This window comes from Rhodococcus sp. NPDC059968 (genome assembly GCF_042738615.1).
Taxonomy (GTDB): Bacteria; Actinomycetota; Actinomycetes; order Mycobacteriales; family Mycobacteriaceae; genus Rhodococcus_F.
In genome coordinates, this window is record NZ_JBHWUE010000004.1 from 75,670 (window position 1) to 100,262 (window position 24,593).

Sequence of the window (24,593 nt, forward strand, 5' to 3'; positions counted from 1 at the left end):
GTATCGCGAGTCACCGCACTCTGCCGTCCATCGGCGGCATCAGCGCTCGATGGTGCCGAGGTCGTCAGAGCGTCCGGCGTCCAGGCGGGACCACTGCGCGGTGGGCCGTCCGTCGGTGCGCATGATTTCCCGCGTGCGGCGCTCCCAACGCTGAGGCCAACCGCTCGGCGAGTCCTCCCACGTTTCCTGACGGCCGTACGCGGTCATGTCGAGCAACCCGTACGTCGGAGCCATCGGTTCCAGGCCACGACCGCTGGTCCAGAACGTCTCGAACACCCTGTCCTCCTGTCGCAGATAACAGACCAGCGGCGCCGGGGACCGTTGGCGATCGCCGAGCAGCACATCCGCCGCATGCTGCGCGGAGTACCAGGGCACGTCCCAACCCATGAAGTCGCGGTAGCGGACGCTCACGTCGTACGGGCCTTGGCACAGCGTGGCGTACGTGACGTCGCGGGAGTGCAGGTATGACAGCTCGCGCACCTGGCCGTTGAAGAACGTGCAGCCCTCACATTGTTCGGCCGCGGGGTGGCCGGCGTGCCACATGTGGAAGTACGCGATCAACTGGCGGCGGCCCTCGAACACGTCCAGCAGCGGGACCGTCCCGTGCGGGCCGACCAGGGTGACGGCGGGGTCTACCTCGACCATCGGCAGTCGCCGGCGGGCCGCAGCGATCGCGTCGCCTTCGTGGGTGTGCGCCTTCTCCCGGACCCGCAGCGCATCCAGTTCGGCCTGGTAGGTCGCGCGGCCGATGACGGACGGTGCCGGCGGGGTCGTGTCGGTGTTCACAAGACTCTCCCTTCCTCTTGGTGTGCTTTCAACCAACCGACGAAGGATGCCGTCCGAGATCGACAACGTCCGCGAAAGAAATCTCGAGATTTCTTCAGAGCTCGCGGAGGCGACCGGCCAGGTAGCGGCGCTCGGCCTCCGTCGGGGCCAGCTTCAGTGCTTGCTCGTACGCTGCCTTGGCCTCGGCGGTACGGCCGTCCCGGCGGAGCAGATCGGCCCGGGTCGCGGGCAGCAGGTGGTACCGGTCGAGTCGGCCGGATGCCGTGATCTCGTCGACCAGGGCCAGGCCGGCCGGAATGCCGTCGGCCATCGCGACCGCCACGGCGTGGTTGAGATCGACGACCGGGGACGGCGCCAGCCGCGCCAACTCGGTGTACAGGGCCGCAATCCGCGGCCAATCCGTGCTCACCGCGTCGGGCGCGGTGACATGGCAGGCGGCGATAGCGGCCTGCACCTGATAGCCACCGATGCGCCCCGTGGCCAGCGCCTGGTCGAGGGTTGCCACGCCTTCGGAGATCAGCGCCTGGTCCCACCGAGACCGGTCCTGGTTCTCCAGGGTGACCAACACTCCGTCGTCGGTGCGCGTCGCGCGCCGGGACTCGTGCAGCAGCATCAGCGCGAGTAGGCCGCGCGGCTCGGGTTCCCGAGGCATCAGCCGGACCAGGAGCCGGGCCAGGCGGATGGCCTCGGACGTGAGGGCCCGGCGTTCGTCCTCCTCGTCGTAGCCCTGGTTGAAGATCAGGTAGAGCACCGCCAGTACCGCGGCCAGTCGCTGGGAGAGCAGCTCGACGGGCGGGACCCGGTACGGGATTCCGGCCTCGTGGATCTTGCGCTTGGCGCGGACCAGGCGCTGCGCCATCGTGGACTCGGCGGTCAGGAAGGCCCGGGCGATCTCGGCAGTGCTCAAACCGGCCAACGTACGCAGGGTGAGCGCAACCCGGGCCGGGAACGGCAGCGCCGGATGGCAACAGGTGAAGATCAGCCGCAGCCGCTCGTCGGGGATCTCGTCGTGCGGCAGCTCGTCCGGGTCGCGGGCCAGCACGGCGAGCTGGCGCACCTTGCCTGCACCTGCCGCGTCGCGGCGGAGCCGATCGATCGCGCGGTTGCGAGCCGTCGTGGTGAGCCAGGCGCCGGGGCGGCGCGGAACGCCGTCGCGTGGCCAGTTCGTCAATGCGAACGCGAACGCGTCCTGCGCACAGTCCTCGGCCAGATCCCAATCGCCCGTCAACCCGATCAGGGTCGCAACCACCTGGCCCCATTCGTCCCGGAACGCCGCATCGACCGCCGCACGGACTCGGTCATCGGGCGCCGTCATTCCCAGACAGGGCGGATTTCGACGCCGCCCCAACGCGCGTAGGGATGGCCGGCAGCGATCTCGATCGCCTCATCCAGGTTCGCGCACTCGACCATCACGAAGCCGCCGACGAAGTCCTTGGTCTCGACGAACGGCCCATCCGAGACCAGAGTCTCACCTTCGCGGACCCGGACCGTCGTGGCATCCACCACCGGCCGCAGCCGCTGGCCGACGAGCAGACCGCCGCGTCGTTGCACATCCTCCCACCATGCCTGATGCACCGGATCGGCAGCGAGTTCCTCGTTCGTCGGCGATACGGACTCATCGTCGCAGATCAGCAGCACGTACTTCATACCTGCGATCTTGCCCGACCCGGTGTCACAACGGTCGCCGGATCGGCGGGCTGTCGTAGGTCCGGCACAGCATAAGTCTCCCGGAGGACCTCGACCAGCGTCCGTGTCTGTCCTCCGTCGGCACCCGTCCCGTTGGCGGATCCCTCACCGGCTGCTCTGCCGGCGTGCGGTGATTGCGCCGTGAGGTCTGGTGCCGCTCCCCGTTCGTGTGTGTGTCTCGATCACCTCGAAGCCGGCCGTGAACAACTTCTGGCCGAGTTCAGCCACCGGCCATCGATAGGCAGTGGTCACGGCATGGTCGAAAGTGCCTACGGTTGGTCCTTCGAAGAAACCCACCAGCAACCCTCCGCCCGGCCGAATCACGCGCGCGAACTCGGCGAGCGGAGTCTGGATATCCTGCGGACTGTGGTGAATGAGCGAGTACCACGAAAGCACACCACCCAGCGATTCTGTCGCGGCGTCCAATGCCTCGAAGCCGCCGACTTCGAAGGAAAGCTCTGGATACTGGATACGAGCTCGTTCAACGAATTCAGGAACCAGATCGATCCCGCTCACGGCTACTCCGCACTCGGCCAAGAAGTCAGTCCACTGCCCCGGACCACACCCGGCGTCGAGCACGGGCCCGTCCAGGTTGGCGGCCCAGCTGCTCACCAGGGTCCGATCGGATGGGTGCGTCGAAGTCAGGGAGCCAAAGAGATCCGTGTACTCCTGGGATCTGGCCGAGTATGACTCTCGGACGGTGTCGCCTGGTTGGGCGCTCGTGTTCTCCATGCCGTCGATGATCGTCGATGGGTTGCCCCGTATGCCGAACCAGGACCGGGACGAATCGTCCGAACGTCGAGACTCCGACCCGTCCCGCAAGCGGATCCGCCGTCGGGCCCGCGCGAGCTTCTATGAGGCGCTCAGCCCCGTCGCTACGATACTTGCCGGAGGGTGTCCATCTCTGGGCTGAGTCCGCCGAGGCCGATGGTCGGTGACACCCGATCAGGCTGTCCGCTCCTCGACCCGAGACCTTCTCTGGCTACGGATGGCCATCAACCGGAGGTACACGATGACATCGCCGATGGAGTCCGTCCCCCATCTGTCCGCGCTCGCCGGGCCCTGGACTCTGGACCCTGCTCGCACCTCGGTCACTTTTCACACCAAGGCGTTGTGGCTACTCCCGGTCACCGGGACTTTCCACGCCGTCGAGGGCGCCGCAACGGTCAGCGACGACGGAAGTATCACCGGAACGCTGGTCGTCGACGCGACCTCCGTGAACACCGAGAACAGCAAACGCGACGAGCACCTGCGCTCCGCCGACTTCTTCGACGTCCAGAAGTACCCCACCATTATTTTCACCGCGGCAGAGGCGCGACCCGCCGATCCGGGACACCTACATCTCGACGGCGATCTGACCGTTCACGGCCAGACTCGACCGCTCACCGTCCCCGCCCATGTTGTTGCCACGGAGGACACCGCGGCGGTCACCGCCGAAGTGCACGTCGACCGCAGCAACTGGGGCCTGACCTACACGAAGAAGGGCTCCCGCCTCGCCACCCATGTCGTGATCAAGGCGCACTTCATCAAATCCTGACCAACCGGCAGCGTGGCTATTCGAGACACGCGCCGGAACAGAAACCGTGACAGGCCTCGACCGGTTCCGCGAGCGGATCCTCATCCGGCTGTCGGATGGGGACCGCACCCACCGGGTGCGGTCCCCGCAGACTAGTTAGACAGGCCGCACATTCGTGGCCTGCGGGCCCTTCTGTCCCTGGCCCACCTCGAACTCCACACGCTGGTTCTCATCGAGCGACTTGAAACCGCTGCCCGAGATTTCCGAGTAGTGCACGAAGACGTCCGGAGTTCCGTCGTCGGGTGCGATGAAACCGAAGCCCTTCTCGCCGTTGAACCACTTCACAATGCCCTGCGCCATGCCGATACTCCCTAAATGTCGATCCGGGCACTCACATCGAATTCCCGATCTCGATACCACTGATCCTGCCACCTCGACGACGGATCGGGATGACCGCACCTGATCTGAGGAAGCGGACACCCGCTCGACGCCTATTGCGACTCCCGACTCCGCCGCCCGTCATCGCTCAATTCGGAGCACCAGCCGAGGCCCATTTCTCGGATGCTGCACTTCCACTCGACGGCTTCACCTCAAGCCTTTGTGAGTACTTGTCTCGAGCAAGTCGGGCATGATGTGACCGCGTCGCTCGGCCGAAGTCGTCGCGGACGTACCGGGCGATCCAGAGCGGCAATAGCGTCGTGATGAGACCCCCGAGTGTGAGGAGGGCGCGTGCGGTTCGCGCTGGAGTACTTGATGGCTGACGTGCCTGCGGAGCAGGTCGAAGAAGCACGGCGCTTCTACAACTCGAGGGCAGCCGGCCGTGGCCCCAGCACTCCCGAGGAGTTGAAGGAAATACGGGCGAGAAGGTCCGCTCCTGCTCCCACCGCTCCACCGGCGATCGAAGAAATGGTCGAGGCCGCGGGAGGGCGTGTCCCGGTGAGGACCTTCACTCCCACAAACGGCCGAGCGCGGGGCGTCTATCTGGACATACACGGCGGCGGCTTCTACATGGACTCCGCAGCGCGAGACGACGTGCGCAACCGTGAGCTCGCGGACGCTCTCCACATCGCCGTCGTCAGCGTCGACTACCGGCTGGCACCCGAGCACCCGTGGCCGGCCGCACCCGACGACTGCGAAGCGGCTGCGCTCTGGCTCGTCGAACATGCTGATGCCCGCTTCGGATCATCCCGACTGGCGATCGGGGGGCAATCGGCGGGAGCGACACTCGCGCTGACAACCCTGCTCCGGCTGAGGGACAGAGGAGACGTCGACAGGTTCACCGGCGCCGCACTCCAATTCGGCACCTATGACGTGAGCGCGCAGACGCCGGCCGGACGTCGGATCGCCGACGAATATTTTATCCAGGCCTACGTCGGCCACGTGGAGGACCGCACTGCTCCGGACATCTCTCCTGTCTACGGCGATCTCCACGGCCTTCCCCCGGCGCTACTGGTCGTCGGGAGCAACGATGTGTTGTTGGAAGACAACCTCGCGATGGCAAGCAGGCTCTCCGCCGCCGGCAATGACGTCCAGCTCCGGATCTATCCCGAGTCGCCCCACGGGTTCACTGGCCACCCCACGGCAATGGCCAGGACGGCGCTCAGCGGCGTCGATTCATGGCTGATCGAGCGGATCGCCCAACCGTAGGACTACGCGAGGGGCGTCCAGGCCCGGGATGTCGGTGCGGCAAGCTCGGCCAGGTGGTGCAGCGAGTTGATGAGATGCTCAGGACCGAACGGCGGGAACTGGAGGTACTCCCGGATGAATTGCGGCACCGCCGACCAGTCGTAGGTGAGCGTGACCTCAGTCTCGGACGTACCACGCGGTACCAGGTCGTAACGCCAGGTCCAGCCGCCGAACTCCAGGCGACCGTCGTCCTTCTCCTGCCCCGTCAGCCAGCCGATGGCGCGCGGCGGGTCGAGCACCTGGACCCGGTTGGCCACCTGGTAGTCACCCTGTGGATGGTTGGGGTGATACATGTCCATCCGGAAGATCTGCCCCACCTCGGTCAGCGGCGCCTGGTCGGCGGCTTTCTGCACCCAGCCGGTGCCGTCGATCGCAGAATGGGTCGCCGGGTCGGCCAGCACCGCGAACACCCTGGCGGCGGGCACGGCGACAGTCAGGGTGGCGCTCACGTTCTCTTGGTCCACGGCGTGCACTCTCCTCGTCACCTCATCTCAGGCCGACATTCACTACATACAGACTGCGTGGCGACGCGGAATTCATCGGTTGTGCGCATGTCAGATCGGACGGCGGAGAAAGTCGCAGTCGAAGACGCCCGGAGAAGCGGTTGCTCGTCAACCCCGCACGGCCGACGGAGCCGCCACCGCCGGTGTCCGGACGACGGTGAGCGCGGACTGCTGACGGAGGGTGAAGCCGAGGCTTTCGTACAGGCGGATCGCCGTCGTGTTCGCCTGCGCGGCGTGCAGGAACGGTCTTTCACCGCGAGCGCGGATGCCTGCTCCGACGGCGCGCACGAGGCGGGCACCGAATCCGCGTCCCCGGAAACGCTCGTCGGTGCAGACTGCGCTGATCTCCGTCCACCCGGGTGGATGCAACCGCTCGCCCGCCATTGCCACCAGTTCGCCGTCGACACGAAAACCGAGATACGTCCCCATCTCGATGGTTCGTGGGAGATACGGTCCGGGTCGGGTGCGGCCGATCAGGTCCAGGATCTCGGGGACGTCCGCCGCGCCGAGAACTTCGGCGTCCGGGTCCGGTGCGACGTCCAGCGCGGTGCCGTCCATCTGCACCAGGCCGAACGAGTCCACAACCTCCCAGCCCTGCGGCGGGGTGTGCCCGAATCCGCGTAGCGCGGGCGTCGCCGACGGCCCGAGCAAGGCCGCGAGATCCGCCCAGTCCTCGTCCCCCAGCGTCGCCGGGTGGCCGACGTGCGGCGCGACGTCCGGGTTGTACCGCGCCACCCGGCCCGACCACCTGGCGAAATGCGCGTGTTCCCCGCGAAGAGATTCCCGGATGGCGTCGTCCAGGGGATGAACGTCCGTCTTCCCTGGAACCGTCAGTTCCGTGGTCATTTCACCCCCGGTCAGGACGCGACGGTGCGCAACCAGCGGAACCGGCTGCGGTGAAACACGATCGGTTCGATCTCGGACTGCACCCTCAGCTCGTTGATCCGCAGGACCACGATCGCGTGATCCCCCGCAGGAACCTGCTGGGTGACGGTGGTGTCCAGCCACACCGACGCTCCTTCGATGAACAGCGCCCCGCCGTCGGTGGTTTCGGTGTCGAGGCCCGCGAACCGGTCGCCGGTCTTCGCGGCCAGCACACGCGCGGCGGCGTCGTGCGCCTCACCGAGCACGCTGATCCCGACGTGGGCGAGGTCCGCGAGTTTCGGCCACGTCGTGGACGTGTTCTGCACGCAGAACGCGACCAGCGCCGGCTCCAGCGACACGGGCACGAATGTGCTCGCCGCCATCCCGACGCGCTCACCGTCGACTTCGGCGCAGACGGCGACGACACCGCTCGGGAAATGTCCGAACGCCTCCCGGAGCGAAGTCTTGTCGAGTGTGCCGTCTGCCTGCGTCATGAGAGGTCCGTCCGGGTCTGGGCCGCCGCGGTGAGGATCGAACCCCACCGCTCGGCGTAGTCGGCGATGCGTGTGTCGGTGGTGTACGCGGTGTCGATGAGATAGAGGCCGGGCGCAGGGGCCGTCGCGCCCAATTCCACGAGCACCGGCTTGAGCAGCAGGTCCGGCGCCATGGCGTGCGCGGGCCCGGCCCCGAGCATCAGAGGCACCACCACGACGTCCTTCAGTCCGTCTCCGGTTGCGAACTGGTCGAGGAACAGCTTCAACACGCCCGTGTACGACGCCTTGAACGTCGGGCTCGCAAACACGACGAGGTCCGACGACGCCACCGTCTCCACGGCTGCCGCGACCTTCTCGTCACCCCATCCGAGCAGTCCCGTACCGAGCTCGATCACGTCGACCGTCGAATCCGCGGCGGCACCCGTGACCGCGGTCGCGACCAGACCGGCTGCGTCCAGCGTCCGTGAACCGGGCTTGGGATTGCCCGCCACTACCGTTACCTTCATTGCTTCATCACCTCTCGCATGCTTACCCCGCCACCCTAGAGCACTCGGTGGTTCCGGTCGAATACTGCAGGGCAGGAACGGAAGTCGAGACAATGCCCTTCGAATCAGGGTGATCCAAACCCTTCCGCACCGAGCCCGGACGGGCTACCTTACCGGTGGCCACACTCCGTGGTCATCCGATCGATCGTGGGGATTTTCCGTGAAGTTCAGCCGTTCTCTCGCCCTTGCTGCCGTTCCTCTCCTGGCGGCACTGACAGCGTGCTCCGGTGGATCCGGCGGCGCCGACGGCGACACGGTCCGGATCGGAACCACCGAGGCCAGCGACCGCTCGTGGGAGATCTTCGAGGACAAGGCAAAGGACGCGGGTATCACGCTCGACGTCGTGAACTTCTCCGACTACTCGCAGCCGAACACCGCCCTGTCGCAGGGGCAGATCGACGCGAACCTCTTCCAGCACCTGCAGTTCCTCGGCGAGTACAACACCGGCGCCGACGACGACCTCACCCCGATCGGCGCCACCCAGATCGTGCCGCTCGGCCTGTACTCGCAGAAGCACCAGAGCCTGGCCGACATACCGCAGGGCGGCGAGATCGCGATCCCCAACGACCCCAGCAACCAGGCTCGTGCCCTGTTCGTGCTGAAGGGCGCCGGCCTGCTCACGCTGACCGGCGACACCCCGTCCCCCACGCCCGCCGACATCGACACGGGTGCGTCCAAGGTGAAGGTGACCCCGGTCGACGCCGCCCAGACGGCGTTGTCGCTCGCATCCGTCGACGGTGCGATCGTCAACAACACCTTCCTCGAGCGTTCGGGCATCGACCCCGAATCCGCTCTCTACAAGGACGACCCGTCGAGCCCCGCCGCCGAGCCGTACATCAACGTGTTCGTCACCCGCGCCGAGGACAAGGACAACGCGACGTACCTCGAACTCGTGAAGATCTGGCACGACCCCGAGATCCAGGCCGCCGTGCGCGAGGAGTCGAAGGGAACGTCGGTCGAGGTGGAACGGGACGGCGCCCAACTGCAGCAGATCCTGTCGCGGGTCGAAGAGGGAATTCGTTCGGCCGAGTAGATGACACCGATCGTCCGATTCGAATCCGTCACGAAAACCTTCCAGTCCGGAAAGAAGACACTCACCGCCGTCGACACCGTCGATCTCACCATCGAGAGAGGTGAGATCTTCGGGGTCATCGGCTACTCGGGGGCCGGGAAGAGCACGCTTGTTCGTCTTATCAACGGCCTGGAACGCCCGACGAGTGGGCGCATTGTGGTCGACGACGTCGACATCACCGCGCTGTCGGAATCGAAACTCCGGCACGTGCGCGCGAAGATCGGGATGATCTTCCAGCAGTTCAACCTGTTCCGCTCCCGGACCGTCGCCGGGAACGTGGCCTACCCCCTCGTCGTGGCCGGGTGGCCACGGCAGAAGCGCCGCGAACGCGTCGCCGAACTGCTCGCGTTCGTGGGCCTCTCCGACAAGGCGCGGTCCTACCCCGACCAGCTGTCCGGCGGGCAGAAGCAGAGGGTCGGGATCGCCCGCGCGCTCGCGACGTCGCCGGGCCTGCTGCTCGCCGACGAGTCCACCAGCGCCCTTGACCCGGAGACCACCCAGGACGTACTCCGTCTGCTCCGCAAGGTGAACCGGGAACTCGGGGTCACGATCGTGGTGATCACGCACGAGATGGACGTCGTCCGGGCCGTCGCGGATCGTGTCGCCGTGCTCGCGGAGGGTCGTGTCGTGGAACTGGGCACGGTGTTCGACGTCTTCTCGGAACCACAGGCGCCGGCGTCGAAGAGTTTCGTGAGCACGATCCTGCGCAACCGCCCGGAGCCCGCCGACCTGGAACGGCTGCGGGCGCGTTTCGGGGGCCGGATCGTCACCGCCGACGTGCGGGACGGCAGCCGGATCGGCGACGTTCTCTCCGACGCGGGAGGGCACGGCGTCCGGTTCGAGATCGTCTACGGCGGCATCACCACCCTGCAGGACCGCTCGTTCGGCAGCCTCACGCTCGAACTCGTCGGTCCGGACGACGGCGTCGACGACGTGATCCGCCGGTTGCGGACCGTCACCGACGTCGAGGAAGTACCGGCATGACCACGAACTGGGACAAACTGCGCCCCGTATTGTTCGAATCCATCGGCACCACCATCTACATGGTGGTCATCACACTGGTGGTCGGTGGACTGATCGGGCTCGTGGTGGGGACGCTGCTGTACGCCACGAGGAAGGGCGGGATTCTCCAGAACACGGCCGCCTACACGGTGCTGAACATCCTGGTGAACATCGTGCGGCCGATTCCGTTCATCATCCTGCTCGCCGCACTGGGGCCCGTAACCCTTGCCGTGGTGGGCCGGACCATCGGAACCGAGGCCGCGATCTTCGTGATGATCATCGCGTCGTCGTTCGCCATCGCGCGCATCGTGGAACAGAATCTCGTGACCGTCGATCCCGGCGTGATCGAGGCTGCCCGCGCGATGGGCGTGGGACCCCTGCGGATCATCGTCACCCTGCTGATCCCGGAAGCCCTGGGTCCGTTGATTCTCGGTTACACCTTCGTCCTCATCGGCATCGTCGACATGTCCGCGATGGCGGGAACTATCGGCGGCGGCGGCCTCGGCGACTTCGCCATCGTCTACGGCTACCAGCGCTTCAACTGGCAGGTGACCCTCGTCGCCACCCTCGTCATCATCCTGCTCGTCCAGGCCTCCCAGTTCTTCGGCAACTGGCTGGCGCGAAAGGCGCTGCGCCGCTGAGCCGTGAGTACTTGTTAACCGCCCGCGGTTAACAAGTACTCACGGGAGGCGGAGCCTCAGTTCGCGGCGACGTTCCCGCGTCACGGCGCCGCCGCTCAACGTGGGAGCCGATCCGACGAGGAGCGCGGTGTAGGGGTGCTGAGGATCGGAGATCACCTGGTGGGTGGGCCCGTCCTCGACGATGTTGCCGCGGTACAGCACGACGATCCGGTCGACCAGCGCCGCCACCGCCCCCAGGTCGTGCGAGATGAACAGCTGAGCGAGTTGCCGTGAGTGCCCGAGTTCGGTGAGCAGTTTCAGGATCTGGATGCGGTTGACCGAGTCGAGGGCGCTGACCGGTTCGTCGAGCAGCAACAGCGCCGGATCCAGGATGAGGGCCCTCGCGATCGCGATCCGCTGGCGCTGCCCACCGGACAATTCGGCGGGAATCCGCGCCGCGATGTCGGCGTCGAGTCCGACACTGCTCAGTACGTCTGCGACCCGCGACCGCACGACATCGCGGTCGAGTCCGCCCCGCACGAGCAGCCCCTCGGCGATCGACTCGCCCACCGGAATGTCCGGATCGAGGCTCAGCAGCGGATCCTGGAACACGTATTGCACGGTCCCCGTGCGGCGGTGCGCCCTGCGGTGCGCCGTGGACAGGTCGTCGACGCGCTGCCCGCGGATCTCGATCGATCCGGACGTGGGAGGGATCAGGCCGAGAATCGTGCGGGCGAGTGTCGTTTTCCCGGAACCGCTTTCACCGATGAGTCCCACCTTCTCGCCGGCATCGATGGTCAGGTCGACGCCGTGCAGGATCTGCTTGCGGGCCCCACGGGGCCCACGCTCCACCCGGACGTCGGTCATGCGCAGCAACGGTTCAGACACGAGTCGCCTCCTTCCCGATGAACGACTCGAGCCCGTACTCCCGATGGTTCTCGACGAGCAGGCGGGTGTACTCGTGCCGGGGTGCGGTGAGCAGGTCCTCCGCACGCCCGGACTCGACGACGGCGCCGTCCCGCATCACGATCACGCTGTCGCAGATCTGGGCCACCACGGCGAGGTCGTGCGAGACGAGGACGAGTGCGAGGCCCAGTTCGTCGCGCAGGTCCTCGAGGAGGTCGAGCACCTCGGCCTGAACGGTGACGTCGAGGGCGGTCGTCGCCTCGTCCGCGATGAGGAGTTCCGGTTCCGCGGACACTGCGATCGCGATGAGCACCCGCTGGAGCATTCCCCCGGACAGTTCGTGCGGGTATTGGCGGTACACGGTGTCGGCGTCGTTCAGCCCCATCTTCCGGAACAGTTCGACGCCGCGCCGCCGCGCGTCCGCGCGGGACAGCCCGAGGGTCGACCGGAGTGCCTCGGCCAGTTGTTCACCGACCCGGATGGACGGGTTGAGATAGGAGGCGGGGTCCTGGAACACCGCGGAGATACGGGTTCCCCGCAGTGGCCGCCAGTGTTTGCGACCGAGGTCGGTGAGTTCGATGCTGTCGAAGTCGATCGAGCCGGCGGTGACGTCGATTCCGCCGGGCAGGATTCCGAGGATGGCGCGGCAGGTCAGCGACTTGCCGCTTCCCGATTCGCCGACGATCCCGAGGGCTTCGCCGCGCGCGAGGGAGAAGTCGACGCCGTGGACCAGTTCGGTTCCGTCGTCGAGTGCGATGCGCAGATCGCTCACGGTGAGCACCGGCCTGCCGGGGGGCGTGGTTGCGGGTGCCGACGTGGCATCCAATGTGTCAGTGGACATCCGAGGTGACCTCCTGTTTCCTGCGGGCGCGTCGATGGGGTTGACCGGTCGCATCCCGCAGCGCGTCGGCGATGGCGTTGAGTGCCCATACTGTGGCCACGATCAACAGGGCGGGCACGACGGGGCCGAACGGAACCTGGTACAGGTACTGCAATCCGCTGGCGAGGAGCCCGCCCCAGGTCGGGTCCGGCGGAACGACGCCGATCCCGAGGAACGTCAGCGAAGACACGATGACGAGGCTGGCTCCGGTCATCGCCGCGAACGTCACCCCCACCGCCGGCAGCACCTTGCGCACCGCGTGACGACGGATGATCCAGGACGTGTCGGCCCCCATCAGTTCGGCGGCCTCGACGTACTGGGAGTTGGCCACGGTCAGTGCCGCGGCACGAGTGACCCGGTAGAACGCGGGTGCGATGAGGATGCCGACCGCGAACATGGCCTGCGCCAGCCCGTTTCCGAGCAGCGCGGTCATCGCGACGGCGAACACCAGGAACGGCAGCGTGATGAGTGCATCCATCAACCGGAGGGTGAACCATTCCACGCCGCGCCCGAGGTACACCGACAGGAAGCCCGGGATCACGCCGAGGAGGAATCCGACCACGACGCATTGCAGGGCGGACAGCACCGACACGGTCGAACCCGCCAGCAGCCGGCTGAACACGTCCCGTCCGACGTTGTCCGTCCCGAGCCAGTGAGTTCCACTCGGGCCCTGCAGGATTTCCGACGTGTCCTGCTCGAGCGGGTCGAACGGCGCGAGGGCGGGCCCGAACACCGCGAGCACCACGATCAGCCCGAGAACGACCACCGCGGCGCGAGCGGAGTGATAGCGCAGGATTGCTGTGAACATGGAATTTCAGTCTCTCCGCTTGGTTGCCGGCTGCAAGGCGCTCTGGGCGATGTTGACGACGATGTTGCAGAACAGCACGAACACGATCGCCACGACGAGCGTTCCCTGGACGATGGGAACGTCTCCGCGCAGCGCGGAGTCGGCGGCGAGGCGACCGAAGCCGGGCATGGAGAACATGGTCTCCATCACGACGGCGCCGCCGATGAGCGTGGGGATCTTCATACCCAGGATGGACAGCGCGGGACCGCTGCCGTTACGCAGCGTGTGCACGAACAGGATCCGGGTCGGACTGATGCCCCGGACCACCGCGCCGGTGACGTAGTTCTGATCCAGCTCCGCGACCAGTCCGGTGCGGAGTTGTCGCGCGATGTCGGCGACGACGTCCATGCTCAACGCGATCGCCGGCATGATGATCAGCGACAGCCAGCGGCCGAAGTCCTCGTCCGGCGGGACGTACCCGGCCGACGGCAGCCAGTGCAACCCGACGCTGAGGACGAGGATCAGTCCGATCGAGATGACGAACGGCGGCAGCGTCGAGGCCACCGACGTGTAGGCGGTGATCAGCCGGTCGAGCAGGCTGCCCTTGTAGACGGCGGCGAACACCCCGAGTCCGACGCCGAGGACGAGTCCGATGAGCAGAGCGACACCCGCGATCGAGGCGCTGACGGCGAGCCGCTCGCCGATCAACTCGCTGACCGGGATCTTGCTGAACCACGAGACACCGAGGTCGCCGCTCAGCATGCTCGACATCCAGTCGATGTACTGCTGCCAGACCGGCTTGTCCAGCCCGAATTCGGCGTTGATGCGGGCGATCGTCTCCGGGGTCGCGGCGTCGCCGGCGATCCCGGCGGCCGGATTCAGCCCGCTGGCCGCCCCGAGCAGGAAGGTGATCAGGGTGGAGAACAGGAAGACCGGGACCACGATCAGCACGGTGCTCAGCACGACCCGCAGCGCCGTGCCGAGCGCACCCGCCGGCACCGGGAGAGCGAATGTTCTCCCGGTGCCGGCGGCCTGGACCTCTGCGGTGGTCACGAGACAGTGACGCCTTCCCACCGAACCTGGGACGGCAGGATGTTCAGGTTCTTCAGGTCCGGGTTGGACACGATGATCCACGGATTGCTGAAGAGGTAGTTCGTCGGTGACTGCTCGACACCGACCTTGACGGCCTGCCACAGCCGCGGCTTGTACTCAGGGTCCTCGAGGGGCGTGCGACGCACGACATCGAGCGCGGCGGAGAACTCCGGCGACGCGTGCGGTCCGCTGAGGTTCATGATGCCTTCCGGACCGTAGACGGCGAGCAGGTTCTGCACCGGGGATTCACGCCCGATGGTGCCGTCCGTCGCCAGCTGCGGGTTCTTCGCGATGTAGACCTCGCTCTGCCACGTCGACGATCCCGGCGGGACCACCTTGATGGTGGACTCGACGCCGACCTTCTTCAGCTGCGCCTGCACGAGCTCCGCCCGGTTGGTGGCCGCCGATTGGGCGGTGACCTCGATCGACAACTGCCCGGGTCCGTATCCCGCCTCGGTGAGGAGTCGAGATGCCTTGTCGGGGTCGTAGTTCCAGAGCTTCTCGACCTCCGGGTTGAAGGCGAGATACCCGTCGGGGAACGGCTGGCTCGTCGTGCTACCCAACCCGTTCGTGATGACGTCGACGAACGCCTGGCGGTCGAATGCGTACCGGAACGCCTCGACGACCTTCGGATTGTCGAACGGGGCCTTGTTCAGGTTGATGGAGATGTCGTTCGCGGCCAGCGACGGCTTCACGGTGACATCGAGACCGGCGGCCTCGGCTTCCTTGGACTGCAGGGCCGGCAGTGTCGCGAAGTCGATGGAGCCGGACTGGACACCGGCGACGAGTGTGGCCGGGTCCGGGGCAACGCTGAGTTCGAAGTGGTCGATGTGGATGTTGTCGGCGTCCCAGTAGTTCGGGTTCTTCTCGAAGTACGCGTGGTCCTCGGCGACGAAGTCGGTGATCGTGAAGGGACCGGCACCGACCGGCCACACACTGAGCTTCTGCGGGTCGGCGGCCGCGGTCGGGCTGGCGATGGCCCCGGTACGCCCGGCGACCAGGTAGGGGATCTGGTAGTCGGCGTCGGCCAGGTGCAGCGTGACGTCGGTGGCGCTGTCGGCCGTGACCTCGGTGACCCCGGCGAGCTGATCGCGGAGGAACGAGTCGTCCTGGGTCTTGCCGCGGTCGAAGAACGCCTTCACCGCCTGGGCGTCGAGGGTGGTCCCGTCGGAGAACGTCAGACCGTCACGCAGAGTGAACGTCACGGCGGTGCCGTCGGCGTTGTACTTCCAGCTCTCGGCGAGCGACGGCTCGACGTTGCCCTCGGCGTCGAGCCGGGTCAGCGACGCGTACGCGAGGCTGATCGTGTTGATGTCGTTCCCTGTCCGGCTCGTCACCGGATCCCAGGAGGTGGGGAGGCTGAACGCCCACTTGACCTCGGCGCCGTCCGAGCTGCTGCCACCGCCGCACGCGGTGGCAACGAGCCCGACGATCACTCCGAGTATTACGGCGCCGGCGATCCGCCGGCTCTTCTTGCTCACTGGGTGCTCCTGACCATGCAAAGGGGGTGGTGATTCAGACGCTCGCGGACAGCGATGCGGTGGTGCCGGGCAGCGGGGCGGGGTCGATTCCCTCACGCCGCGCCCGGGTGTAGCGGTTCTCCGCGAAGGGCAGGCCGAGGTTGCCGCGCAACGTGTTCTGCTCGTAGTCCTCCCGGACGACGCCACGCTCACGCAGGATCGGCAGCACCTCGTCGACGAAGCGCTGGAACTGCGCCGGGTGGCCGATGTGGATGTTGATGCCGTCGAGGGCGTGGCCGTCCAGCCAGCGCTGCAGTTCGTTCGCGACGGTCTCGGCGCTACCCGTGAACGGCGACGTCTTCGGCGCGCTGAGGGCCTCGACCGTCTGCCGCAGTGTCAGCCCGCGGTCGGCGGCGAGGTCGGCGATCTTCTTGGCCTGCGTGTAGAAGCTGCGCTCGGCGTGCTGCAGTGCCTCGGTGGGGAACGGTGCGTCGAGGTCGTACTGCCGGAAGTCGTGCCAGCCGAAGGGCCGGCCAAGTTCCCGGAGGGACTTTCCGAAGTCGTTGTCCGCCAGCTGGGTTGCGCGCTCGATCTCGCGCGCGTCGGCGTCGGTGTCGCCCACGGTGACGGTGACGCCTGGCAGGATCACGATGTCCTCGGGAGCGCGCCCGTAGGCCGCGGCGCGGGTCTTGATGTCGGCGTAGAACGCCGCTCCCGCTTCGAAACTCGGCGCGTGCGTGAAGATCCCGTCGGCGATACGAGCTCCGAGGTCGCGGCCCTGGTCGGAGTCACCGGCCTGGAAGATCACCGGCTGCCCCTGCCGCGAGCGTTCGATGTTGAGCGGGCCCACCACCGAGAAGTGCTCACCACGGTGGTCCAGGGTGTGCAGCCTGTCCGGGTCGAGGAAGCGGCGGGCCTCCCGGTCGCGCGGAAACGCGTCGTCCTCGTACGAGTCCCACAGCGCCTTGACGACCTCGACGTGTTCGAGTGCCCGGCCGTAGCGGGTGGCGTAGTCGTAATGCTCCTCGAGGCCGTAGTTTCCGGCGGTACCCGAGTCGCCACTGGTGACCACGTTCCAGCCGGCACGGCCGCGGCTGATCAGGTCGAGAGACGCGAACCGTCGCGCGAGGTTGAACGGCTGATTGAACGACGTGGTCAGCGTCCCGACGAGCCCTATATGTTCGGTGGCCACCGCGAGCGCCGACAGCAACGTCAGCGGCTCGAGCCGGTTCAGGTAGTGCGGGGGCGAGTCGGGGGTGATGAACTGGCTGTCGACGATGAACACGAGGTCGAACCGCGCCTGCTCGGCCAGCCGCGCGTAGCGGATGTACCAGTCGATGTCGACGCTCGCGTCGGCGGGAATTTCCGGGTCCAGCCAGGTGTACGGGTGCCCGGGCCCACCCGTGGGGGTGAGGACAGCTCCCAATTTCAGTTGCCGTCTCGTCATGTTCTCGCTCCTTCGTCGTCCGCCGTCAGGCACCTGCCTCGGCACGCCGCGTTGAAGTGTATGGAGCAAACAGGCGCGTGCAGAGTATTAAATTCTCGATGTTTCAAAACATATTTCGTATGTCCCGCAGGGCTGCCGAACAAAGCACGATCAGTCGAAGAACTCGCGCGACGACTCCGCGACGGCCACCGCGACGACGTCGGCGAGTTGCCCGATCAGGTCCGGATCGTCGGGCAATTGGGTGGCCGACAAGCGCAGGAGTTGCCGCGCGGGTGCCTGCACGAACGAGCGGGAACCGGCCCCCACGGAGATGCCCTGCCGCGCCAGCGCGACGAGGGCCGCGGTCTCGTCCGACACCGTGACCCACACGACCAGACTGTGCGGGCCCGCGGAGGCCTCGATGCCGCGGTCGATCAGGGCCTCCAGCAGCGATGTGCGCCTGGCGACGTAGCGCTCGTGCGCTGCGGTGACCGCCTGCTCGGCATCGGCGCTGCCGATCAGGTGGGCGAGAGTGTTCTGCAGGATTCTGCTGTTCGAGCCCACGCCGTGACTGCGCACCTTCATGGCCTTCTCGACCAGCTCGCGGGACCCGCCGAGAACGGAGGTCCGCACGTCTATCCCATATGCCTTGCAATAACTGCGGATCCGGACGACCCGCTGTGGCAGTTCAGATCCCAGAGAGGGAGGCTGCTGCGGTTCGAGCGGTCCGATCGAGTCGTCCTCGACGACCCACGCCGCCGGATGCCGTCGCAGCACCTCGGCGAGTTCCCTCGTGCGCCTCGCACTGACCGCATGGTCGACCGCGAACGGCGCACCGGGCTGGAACACGAAGGCCACCGCACCGGCCGAGAGTGCCGCGTCGAGAGCGTCCGGCCGGGGGCCGTCGCGATCTGCGCCGACGCCGACGGCATCCAACCCCAGGTCGCGGAGGGTGTCGAGAACGCCGGGGCCCAGGGGCTCGTCAACGGCCACCATGGAGCCGGGTGGGGCTGCCGCCTCGACGGCCAGCAACAACGCCTCGGTTCCACCGCCCGCCGTAGCCCAGGCCTCCGGTTCGAACGGCCACCCCGGGGCGACGGCGTTCCTCAACCGCTCGGTCATCAGTTCGCGGCCGAACACATTCAGCGTCTCGGCGTCCAGGCTGGACAACAAAGCGTCGGACAGGGACGGCTGCAGCGCCAGGTCGGGTGCATTCTGCGCCAGGTCGACGCCACGCCAGTCGGGTATGCCGCGCTCGGGCACGCTGTCGAGCGGCGGGAGAACGACGGTGCCGCCGCGACGGCGGGTCTGCACGAACCCTTGTTCCTGCAGCCGGCCCCAGGCACTGACGATCGCACCGACACTGAGGTCGGTCGATTTCGCGAGTGCGCGGACGGTCGGCAGGCGATCGCCGGGGCTGAGCTCACCCGACCTGATGAGGTCGGCGACGGCATCGGCCAGTTCCGCGGTGCGGCCGTCGATCCGCTCGAGCAACCACTCCGGGGCAATCGCCTCCGTCTCCAGCACCGCTGACATCCACACCCCTTCGATCGACAACCACTACCGCCCCCGCGCCCCGCGCGTCCGGGTCACTGCGTGAGTGCCCTTGCCGGTTCGCGGAGGATGATGTCGGGCGTACCGGGCAGGCGGAGGCGCTCGAGGAACTGCACGATCTCGGCGGCGACCGACCGGTGGGACACGTCGTTGAGGATGTCGTGCAGTCCCTCGTGGACGACGACGACCCGGGCGTCGGGCAACGCGGACGTGACGGCCAGGACGTCCGCTGCCGGGCTCAGGACGTCGGCGCCTCCGTGCACGACGAGGACGGGAACCTGCACGTGAGTCAGCGAATCCGCCGTGGCCACCGGTGTCTCCGCACCGAGCGTTCCCCGCTCGAGAGCGTCGGCCGAGGACAGGACCCCCCGATGCACGGGACACGCGGAACGGACCTCGAGTTCGCCGTCCCACTCTCCGGTGAAGGCGTCGGCGCCGGCGACGAGTAGTCCCGCTGCCACGACCCCGGACACGGCCGGATGCGTCGAGGCGAGGTCGAGGGCGGTCAGGGCGCCACTGTCCGATCCGACGACGGTGAGAGGGAGAGCGGTCTCGGCATCTGCGATCACCCGAGCGGTCGCCGCGGGATCGTTCTCCACCACCGCGACACGGTAACCATCGAAGGCGATCCGGCGGGCGAACCGGCGATACACGTGAGCACGCTCACCGCGGCCGGCGACGACGATCACCGAGCCACGCACAGTCGCTTCGGGTTCCAGCCAGTCGATGTCCACTGATTACCTCATTCGGGGTGTTGTTCGCAGGATTGACTGCGTCACCCTGACCCACACGCGCGAGGTCGAACAAGACTAAAGCTCGAGCAGAACAAAACACGTGCCTTCTCGCCTCGCTTCGTGTTTTGTTCCGAACATATTCGTTTGTGATTCACCCGTTCAGAAATACCGACGAAGGGACAGGCACACCGATGCCCGAGACCACAGGGTTCGCGACCCGGCAGGTCCGCACCGGCTATCAACCCGGAACGACGCAGAACACCGCGATCCCCCCGATCTACCAATCGGTTGCCTACGACTTCGGCAGCTTCGAACAGGCGCGGGACATCTTCGCACTCCGCCGGAAGGGAAACCTGTACAGCCGCACCGGGAACCCCACCCAGGCCGTGTTCGAGCAGCGTCTCGCCGATCTCGACGGCGGTGTCGCCGCCCTGGCCACGGGATCCGGACAGTCCGCCGTCGCGGTCGCCCTGCTCACCCTCGCCAAGTCCGGACAGCACATCGTCGCGGCTCGGCAGCTGTACGGGGGAACCGTCGATCTCCTCACGGACACCTTCGCGGACTTCGGGATCGAGGTCACGCTCGTCGATCAGGACGACCTCGACGCCTGGCGTGCGGCCGCGCGTCCCGAGACCCGGGCCTTCTTCGCCGAGACGATCGGCAACCCCGTCGCCTCCGTGCTCGACGTCCGGGCCGTGGCCGACATCGCGCACCAGGTGGGGGTCCCGCTGATCGTCGACAACACGATCGCCACCTCGTATCTGCTCCGCCCGAAGGACTTCGGAGCCGACATCACCGTGTACTCGGCCACCAAGTTCATCGGTGGGCACGGGACGTCGCTGGGTGGTGTGATCGTGGACCTCGGCACGTTCGACTTCGGCGCGGAACCGCAGCGGTGGACCCAGTTCACCGAGCCCTACCCGCGCATCGGCGACCTCGTGCTGTGGGAGGAGTTCGGCCGCGAACGGAGCGCCTACCTCGTCTACGCGAAGACGAAGATCGTCCACGATCTCGGTCCCGCACTGTCCCCGTTCAATTCGTTCCAGCTGCTTCAGGGATTGGAGACGCTGGACCTGCGACTGGAACGGCAAGTCGGCTCGGCACTGGCGATCGCACAATTTCTCGACGGTCATCCCGCGGTCGCCAAGGTCAACTACCCCGGACTGCCGGACAACCGGTGGCACGACGCCGCCCAGCGGTACCTGCCGCGAGGCGCCGGCTCGGTCTTCTCGTTCGATCTCGCCGTCGACGACTCGAAGGTGGCGAAGTTCATCGACTCGCTGCAACTGTTCTCGATCGTCGCCAACATCGGCGACGCCCGTTCGCTGGTAGTGCACCCCGCCACCACCACGCACAGCCATCTCGGCGACACGCAACTCCGCGACGCCGGATTCGGCTACCGCACCGTCCGATTGTCGATCGGACTGGAAAACCTGGAAGACCTCGTCGACGATCTGCGTGCTTCGCTCGACGCCATCACGGAGGAATGACATGCACTTCGGCTACTGGACGCCCATCTACGGCGGCTTCCTGCGCAACCTCGGCGATGAAGGGATGCCCGCCACCTGGGACTACGTCAAGAAGCTCTCACAGCTCGCCGATCGGCTCGGATACCACACCACCCTCGTGCCCGAGCTCTATCTCAACGACCGCAAGGGCGTCGACGCGCCCAGCCTCGAGGCGTGGTCGCTGTCGTCGGCGATCCTCGCGGTCACCGAACAGCTCCGAGTGATGACGGCGGTGCGACCCGGATTCCACCTGCCGGCGGTCACCGCGAAGGAATCGGCGACGATCACCGACATCGCCGGAACAACCGATGCCGGCGCGGCGCGGTTCGCGCTCAACGTCGTCGCCGCGTGGTGGGAGGAGGAAGCCCGGCAGTACGGCGGGGCCTTCACCCGGCACGACGACCGATACCGGCAGGCCACCGAATTCGTCGACGTTCTCCGTGGACTGTGGGAACACACACCATTCACCTACCAGGGCGAGCACTTCAGCGTGCGCGACTCGATCCTGTCGCCGAAACCCGGCATCCATCCCCCGGTCTTCGCCGGCGGTGAGAGCGAGAGCGGCCGTGAATCGATCGCGACCTTCGCCGACTCGTACGTGCTGCACGGCGGCACCGTCGACGAGGTGCGCACGAAGATCGCGGACATGAACGCCAGGTCGCAGCGAATCCACCAGCGGGACATAGCCGAATTCGGCATGTCGACGTACATCATCGTGCGCGACACCGAAGCCGAAGCCCGTGCCGAACTCGAACGCATCACCACCGTCGATCCGCATTCGCCCGGGTATGCGTCGTTCGAGGAGTTCGTGAAGAACTCCGAACTCGACGTCGAACTGTCCAAGCGCGAATACTCCGTCGGCACGCGTGGACTGCGCCCCGACCTCGTCGGCACACCGGAACAGGTCGCCGAGAAGATCCGCGCCTACCAGGACGCCGGTCTCACCCTGCTGCTCATCCAGTGCTCCCCCGCGCACGAGGAACTCGAGCGCATCGCCGCGCAGGTCTTCCCGCTCGTCCCCGCCCGTGAGTACTTGTTAACCGCGGGCGGTTGACAATTACTCACGCGCGCAAGCCTTGACCGCACGACTCGCCGCGAGTAAGGATGAATACGTTCTGTGCGCGGCGGTTTCATTCCCGGAGAGAGGAATTCACACCCCCAGGACGAATCGCGACGCATCCATTGCATACGGCCGCACGAGGCCACCGGGGCGAGCGCGAGGGGATTTGTCATGGCAGACATCGAGGTCGACTATTGCGTCGTAGGCGCTGGATTCGCCGGACTGACGGCGGCACTGCGCGTGAAACAGGCCGGACAATCGGTCGCGCTCTTGGAGGCGCGTGACCGGATCGGCGGGCGCACGTTCACCGAGGTCCGCGAGGACGGTTCGTGGATCGATCGCGGCGGTGCGTGGATCGGGCCGGGACAGGACCGGATCTACGCCCTCATGGACGAATTCGGCGTCAAGAGCTACAAGCAGTACACCGACGGCGAGGCGATGATGGTCGTCGACGGCAAGCAGTACCGGTACAAGGGCACGATTCCCCTGACGATGAGTCCCTGGGCGGCTGCGAATCTCGGCGCCGTGTTCGTCGAACTCGGCGAGATGTGTAAGACGATCCCGCTCGAGGCGCCGTGGGAGGCGAAGAAGGCGGCGAAGTGGGACTCGATCAGTCTCGCGAAGTGGCTCGGTGACAACACGTTGTCGAAGCCCGCCCACGACCTACTCGAGACCGCCATCGCCGGCTGCTACACATCCGCGGCGTCCGAGGTGTCGATGCTGTTCGTCCTGTACCAGATGGCATCGGGCGGTGGTCCGAGTTTCGTTCTCGGTGTGAAGGACGCCGCCGAGGACGCGCGACCGGTCGGCGGAATGGGCGCCATCTACCGTCCGATGGCAGCCGAGATCGGCGACGCACTCCACCTGTCGCAACCCGTCCGGCACATCGCGCAGGACGGCGACGGCGTGACCGTCCGATCCGCGGACATGACCGTGCGGGCCCGGAGGGCGATCGTGGCGGTACCCCTCGCGATCGCGAGCCAGATCCTCTACGAGCCCATGCTCCCGATGGATCGGTCCTTCCTGCACCAGAGAATGCCGAGCGGTGCGGTCATGAAGATCGCCGTCCTCTACGACGAACCCTTCTGGCGCGCCGACGGACTGTCGGGGCAGTCAGCGGCACCCGACTCCCCCGCGACGATCACCATCGACGCGAGCACGGACACGGGACGTCCCGGTGTTCTGTGTGTGATCGTCGAGGGACCGATCGCCCGCAAACTGGGGACGCTGTCGGAAGCGGAGCGGAAGAAGGCGGTGCTCGGGGAGTTGACCGCGAGGTTCGGAAGCAAGGCGGCCTCCCCGATCGACTACATCGAGCAGAACTGGAGCGTCGAACGCTACTCCGGCGGCGGCATGCTCAGTCATGCACCGACGGGAGTGCTCACCCAGTTCGGCCACGCCCTCCGCGAGCCCTGCGGTCGCATTCACTGGGCCGGCACGGAAAGTTCGTCCGTGATGTGCGGCTGGGTCGACGGAGCCATCCGGTCCGGTGAGCGCGCCGCCCGGGAAGTCACCGAACACGACGGCGTGCTGTCACCCGCCCGGACTCAGTAGTAGACGGCGCCCGGAGCACCCCCGCCGACGGCCACCGCGTCACCGGTGATCCCGACACTGCGCGGTGAGGCCAGGAAAGTGACGACGTCCGCGACCTCGCTCGCATCGATCAGCCGGTGGATCGAGTTGGTGGCCAGCCGCGACTCCAGCTCGGCCACCGGCACACCCTCGTCCTCGGATTGCTCGGCCAGGCGGTCGACGAGTCGTTCCGTCCGCGTCAGTCCCGGATGCACCACGGTGACGTTGATTCCGTGCGGGCCGAGTTCGTCGGCGAGATTCTTCGTCAGCGCCGACACACCGACGTTCCGCACGGTCTGCGCGATGGAATTGGCCTGGCGTGCACCGAGCCCGCTGATGTTGATGATCCGGCCCCACCCCTGCTCGATGAGGTGCGGTGCCACCGCGCGGGCCGTCCGCAGATAGCCCAGCACCTTGATCTCGAGTTCGCCGCGCACCACGTCGTCGGTGGTGGACGCGAAGTCGCTCGGCTTGCCCGCGCTCCACGGTGTGGCCGCGGCGTTCACGAGAATGTCGACGCCGCCGAGTTCGTCCACCGTTCGCTGCACGAGGGCGTGCACCGAATTGTCGTCGCCGGTGTCGGTGGGTACCCCGATCACCCGGCGCCCGGTCTCCTGCGACAGCGTCTTCGCCGCCAGTTCGAGCGCCTCGACGCCCCTTGCCGCGAGCACCACATCGACCCCCTCCGACGCGAGGCTGCGCGCGATCGCGAGACCGATTCCGCGGCTGCCGCCGGTGACGATCGCCCGCTTGCCGCCTAGACCGAGATCCATGTCATTCCCTCATTTCTGCTGTCCACCCCTCGATTCGAGGGTAGGACCGCGACGGTCGGGAGTCACG

The 24,593-nt window shown here is 67.0% G+C and carries 26 protein-coding genes; 8 read left to right on the forward strand and 18 right to left on the reverse strand.

Annotated features, from left to right (window positions below; genetic code table 11):
• Nucleotides 1-39: 39 nt before the first annotated feature.
• From ACFWAY_RS05885 to ACFWAY_RS05900, 4 genes are all read right to left on the reverse strand, one after another.
• A complete protein-coding gene (locus ACFWAY_RS05885) occupies nucleotides 40-786 on the reverse strand; it encodes a DUF899 family protein (RefSeq protein ID WP_378510104.1) in 747 nt (248 codons plus the stop codon).
• A 94-nt stretch (nucleotides 787-880) separates the two neighbouring features.
• Nucleotides 881-2,101, reverse strand: a complete 1,221-nt coding sequence (locus ACFWAY_RS05890; protein WP_378510105.1) for an RNA polymerase sigma factor — start codon at nucleotides 2,099-2,101, stop codon at nucleotides 881-883.
• Nucleotides 2,098-2,433 (reverse strand): YciI family protein, encoded by a 336-nt coding sequence (locus ACFWAY_RS05895; RefSeq protein WP_378453643.1) that lies wholly within the window; start codon nucleotides 2,431-2,433, stop codon nucleotides 2,098-2,100. Before ACFWAY_RS05895 ends, ACFWAY_RS05890 begins: the two co-directional genes overlap by 4 nt.
• Before the next feature lie 144 nt (nucleotides 2,434-2,577).
• Nucleotides 2,578-3,204: a class I SAM-dependent methyltransferase gene (locus tag ACFWAY_RS05900; RefSeq protein WP_378510106.1), complete on the reverse strand. Its 627-nt coding sequence runs from the start codon at nucleotides 3,202-3,204 to the stop codon at nucleotides 2,578-2,580.
• A 280-nt stretch (nucleotides 3,205-3,484) separates the two neighbouring features.
• Here ACFWAY_RS05900 and ACFWAY_RS05905 point away from each other — a divergent pair, with 280 nt between their 5' ends.
• Nucleotides 3,485-4,009: a YceI family protein gene (locus tag ACFWAY_RS05905; RefSeq protein ID WP_378510107.1), complete on the forward strand. Its 525-nt coding sequence runs from the start codon at nucleotides 3,485-3,487 to the stop codon at nucleotides 4,007-4,009.
• 135 nt (nucleotides 4,010-4,144) lie between these two features.
• On the opposite strand, the gene ACFWAY_RS05910 is transcribed toward ACFWAY_RS05905, so the two are convergent.
• On the reverse strand, nucleotides 4,145-4,348 hold the full coding sequence (locus ACFWAY_RS05910) for a cold-shock protein (RefSeq protein WP_009476254.1): 204 nt from the start codon (nucleotides 4,346-4,348) through the stop codon (nucleotides 4,145-4,147).
• A gap of 369 nt (nucleotides 4,349-4,717) precedes the next feature.
• Between ACFWAY_RS05910 and ACFWAY_RS05915 the strand changes: the two genes are divergently transcribed.
• Nucleotides 4,718-5,635 carry an alpha/beta hydrolase gene (locus tag ACFWAY_RS05915; protein WP_378453646.1) on the forward strand — a complete coding sequence of 306 codons (918 nt, stop codon included), beginning with the start codon at nucleotides 4,718-4,720 and terminating at the stop codon, nucleotides 5,633-5,635.
• Between the two features lie 2 nt (nucleotides 5,636-5,637).
• On the opposite strand, the gene ACFWAY_RS05920 is transcribed toward ACFWAY_RS05915, so the two are convergent.
• The 4 genes from ACFWAY_RS05920 to ACFWAY_RS05935 all read right to left on the reverse strand — a co-directional run bounded on the left by ACFWAY_RS05920 (nucleotide 5,638) and on the right by ACFWAY_RS05935 (nucleotide 8,041).
• Nucleotides 5,638-6,147, reverse strand: a complete 510-nt coding sequence (locus tag ACFWAY_RS05920) for an SRPBCC domain-containing protein (RefSeq protein ID WP_378510108.1) — start codon at nucleotides 6,145-6,147, stop codon at nucleotides 5,638-5,640.
• Nucleotides 6,148-6,285: 138 nt separating this feature from the next.
• Entirely contained in the window at nucleotides 6,286-7,023 is a 738-nt protein-coding gene (locus ACFWAY_RS05925; protein WP_378510109.1) for a GNAT family N-acetyltransferase, read from the reverse strand.
• An 11-nt stretch (nucleotides 7,024-7,034) separates the two neighbouring features.
• Nucleotides 7,035-7,535, reverse strand: coding sequence for a flavin reductase family protein (locus ACFWAY_RS05930; protein ID WP_378510110.1), 501 nt, complete (start codon nucleotides 7,533-7,535; stop codon nucleotides 7,035-7,037).
• The gene (locus tag ACFWAY_RS05935) at nucleotides 7,532-8,041 is read right to left on the reverse strand and encodes an NADPH-dependent FMN reductase (RefSeq protein ID WP_378510111.1); all 510 of its coding nucleotides are present in this window, start codon (nucleotides 8,039-8,041) and stop codon (nucleotides 7,532-7,534) included. The genes ACFWAY_RS05930 and ACFWAY_RS05935 overlap by 4 nt, the downstream gene beginning before the upstream one ends.
• Before the next feature lie 199 nt (nucleotides 8,042-8,240).
• Here ACFWAY_RS05935 and ACFWAY_RS05940 point away from each other — a divergent pair, with 199 nt between their 5' ends.
• Genes ACFWAY_RS05940 through ACFWAY_RS05950 form a run of 3 tightly spaced genes read left to right on the forward strand, consistent with a single transcriptional unit; the run spans nucleotide 8,241 to nucleotide 10,795 of the window.
• On the forward strand, nucleotides 8,241-9,113 hold the full coding sequence (locus tag ACFWAY_RS05940; RefSeq protein ID WP_378510112.1) for a MetQ/NlpA family ABC transporter substrate-binding protein: 873 nt from the start codon (nucleotides 8,241-8,243) through the stop codon (nucleotides 9,111-9,113).
• Nucleotides 9,114-10,136, forward strand: a complete 1,023-nt coding sequence (locus ACFWAY_RS05945) for a methionine ABC transporter ATP-binding protein (protein ID WP_378510113.1) — start codon at nucleotides 9,114-9,116, stop codon at nucleotides 10,134-10,136. It abuts the gene before it with no gap.
• Complete coding sequence (locus ACFWAY_RS05950) at nucleotides 10,133-10,795, forward strand: methionine ABC transporter permease (RefSeq protein WP_095870357.1); 663 nt, start codon at nucleotides 10,133-10,135, stop codon at nucleotides 10,793-10,795. Before ACFWAY_RS05945 ends, ACFWAY_RS05950 begins: the two co-directional genes overlap by 4 nt.
• A 39-nt stretch (nucleotides 10,796-10,834) precedes the next feature.
• Here ACFWAY_RS05950 and ACFWAY_RS05955 read toward each other — a convergent pair whose 3' ends face one another.
• From ACFWAY_RS05955 to ACFWAY_RS05990, 8 genes are all read right to left on the reverse strand, one after another.
• Nucleotides 10,835-11,662, reverse strand: coding sequence for an ABC transporter ATP-binding protein (locus ACFWAY_RS05955; protein ID WP_378510114.1), 828 nt, complete (start codon nucleotides 11,660-11,662; stop codon nucleotides 10,835-10,837).
• Nucleotides 11,655-12,521, reverse strand: a complete 867-nt coding sequence (locus tag ACFWAY_RS05960) for an ABC transporter ATP-binding protein (protein ID WP_378510115.1) — start codon at nucleotides 12,519-12,521, stop codon at nucleotides 11,655-11,657. The genes ACFWAY_RS05955 and ACFWAY_RS05960 overlap by 8 nt, the downstream gene beginning before the upstream one ends.
• Nucleotides 12,511-13,368, reverse strand: a complete 858-nt coding sequence (locus ACFWAY_RS05965) for an ABC transporter permease (RefSeq protein WP_378510116.1) — start codon at nucleotides 13,366-13,368, stop codon at nucleotides 12,511-12,513. The genes ACFWAY_RS05960 and ACFWAY_RS05965 overlap by 11 nt, the downstream gene beginning before the upstream one ends.
• A 6-nt stretch (nucleotides 13,369-13,374) precedes the next feature.
• The gene (locus ACFWAY_RS05970) at nucleotides 13,375-14,400 is read right to left on the reverse strand and encodes an ABC transporter permease (RefSeq protein ID WP_378510117.1); all 1,026 of its coding nucleotides are present in this window, start codon (nucleotides 14,398-14,400) and stop codon (nucleotides 13,375-13,377) included.
• Nucleotides 14,397-15,920, reverse strand: a complete 1,524-nt coding sequence (locus ACFWAY_RS05975; RefSeq protein WP_378510118.1) for an ABC transporter substrate-binding protein — start codon at nucleotides 15,918-15,920, stop codon at nucleotides 14,397-14,399. The genes ACFWAY_RS05970 and ACFWAY_RS05975 overlap by 4 nt, the downstream gene beginning before the upstream one ends.
• A gap of 34 nt (nucleotides 15,921-15,954) precedes the next feature.
• Nucleotides 15,955-17,346, reverse strand: a complete 1,392-nt coding sequence (locus ACFWAY_RS05980) for an LLM class flavin-dependent oxidoreductase (protein WP_378510119.1) — start codon at nucleotides 17,344-17,346, stop codon at nucleotides 15,955-15,957.
• 150 nt (nucleotides 17,347-17,496) lie between these two features.
• Nucleotides 17,497-18,861 carry an aminotransferase class I/II-fold pyridoxal phosphate-dependent enzyme gene (locus ACFWAY_RS05985; RefSeq protein ID WP_378510120.1) on the reverse strand — a complete coding sequence of 455 codons (1,365 nt, stop codon included), beginning with the start codon at nucleotides 18,859-18,861 and terminating at the stop codon, nucleotides 17,497-17,499.
• Between the two features lie 53 nt (nucleotides 18,862-18,914).
• Nucleotides 18,915-19,613, reverse strand: coding sequence for an alpha/beta hydrolase (locus ACFWAY_RS05990; RefSeq protein ID WP_378453659.1), 699 nt, complete (start codon nucleotides 19,611-19,613; stop codon nucleotides 18,915-18,917).
• Between the two features lie 191 nt (nucleotides 19,614-19,804).
• Between ACFWAY_RS05990 and ACFWAY_RS05995 the strand changes: the two genes are divergently transcribed.
• The 3 genes from ACFWAY_RS05995 (at nucleotide 19,805) to ACFWAY_RS06005 (ending at nucleotide 23,735) form a co-directional block, all read left to right on the forward strand.
• Entirely contained in the window at nucleotides 19,805-21,103 is a 1,299-nt protein-coding gene (locus ACFWAY_RS05995) for an O-acetylhomoserine aminocarboxypropyltransferase/cysteine synthase family protein (protein ID WP_378453660.1), read from the forward strand.
• A gap of 1 nt (nucleotide 21,104) precedes the next feature.
• The gene (locus tag ACFWAY_RS06000) at nucleotides 21,105-22,175 is read left to right on the forward strand and encodes an LLM class flavin-dependent oxidoreductase (RefSeq protein WP_378510121.1); all 1,071 of its coding nucleotides are present in this window, start codon (nucleotides 21,105-21,107) and stop codon (nucleotides 22,173-22,175) included.
• A gap of 177 nt (nucleotides 22,176-22,352) precedes the next feature.
• A complete protein-coding gene (locus tag ACFWAY_RS06005) occupies nucleotides 22,353-23,735 on the forward strand; it encodes a flavin monoamine oxidase family protein (protein WP_378510122.1) in 1,383 nt (460 codons plus the stop codon).
• On the opposite strand, the gene ACFWAY_RS06010 is transcribed toward ACFWAY_RS06005, so the two are convergent.
• A complete protein-coding gene (locus ACFWAY_RS06010; protein WP_378510123.1) occupies nucleotides 23,729-24,526 on the reverse strand; it encodes an SDR family NAD(P)-dependent oxidoreductase in 798 nt (265 codons plus the stop codon). The two genes, ACFWAY_RS06005 and ACFWAY_RS06010, sit on opposite strands and share 7 nt — an antisense overlap.
• Nucleotides 24,527-24,593 lie beyond the last annotated feature (67 nt).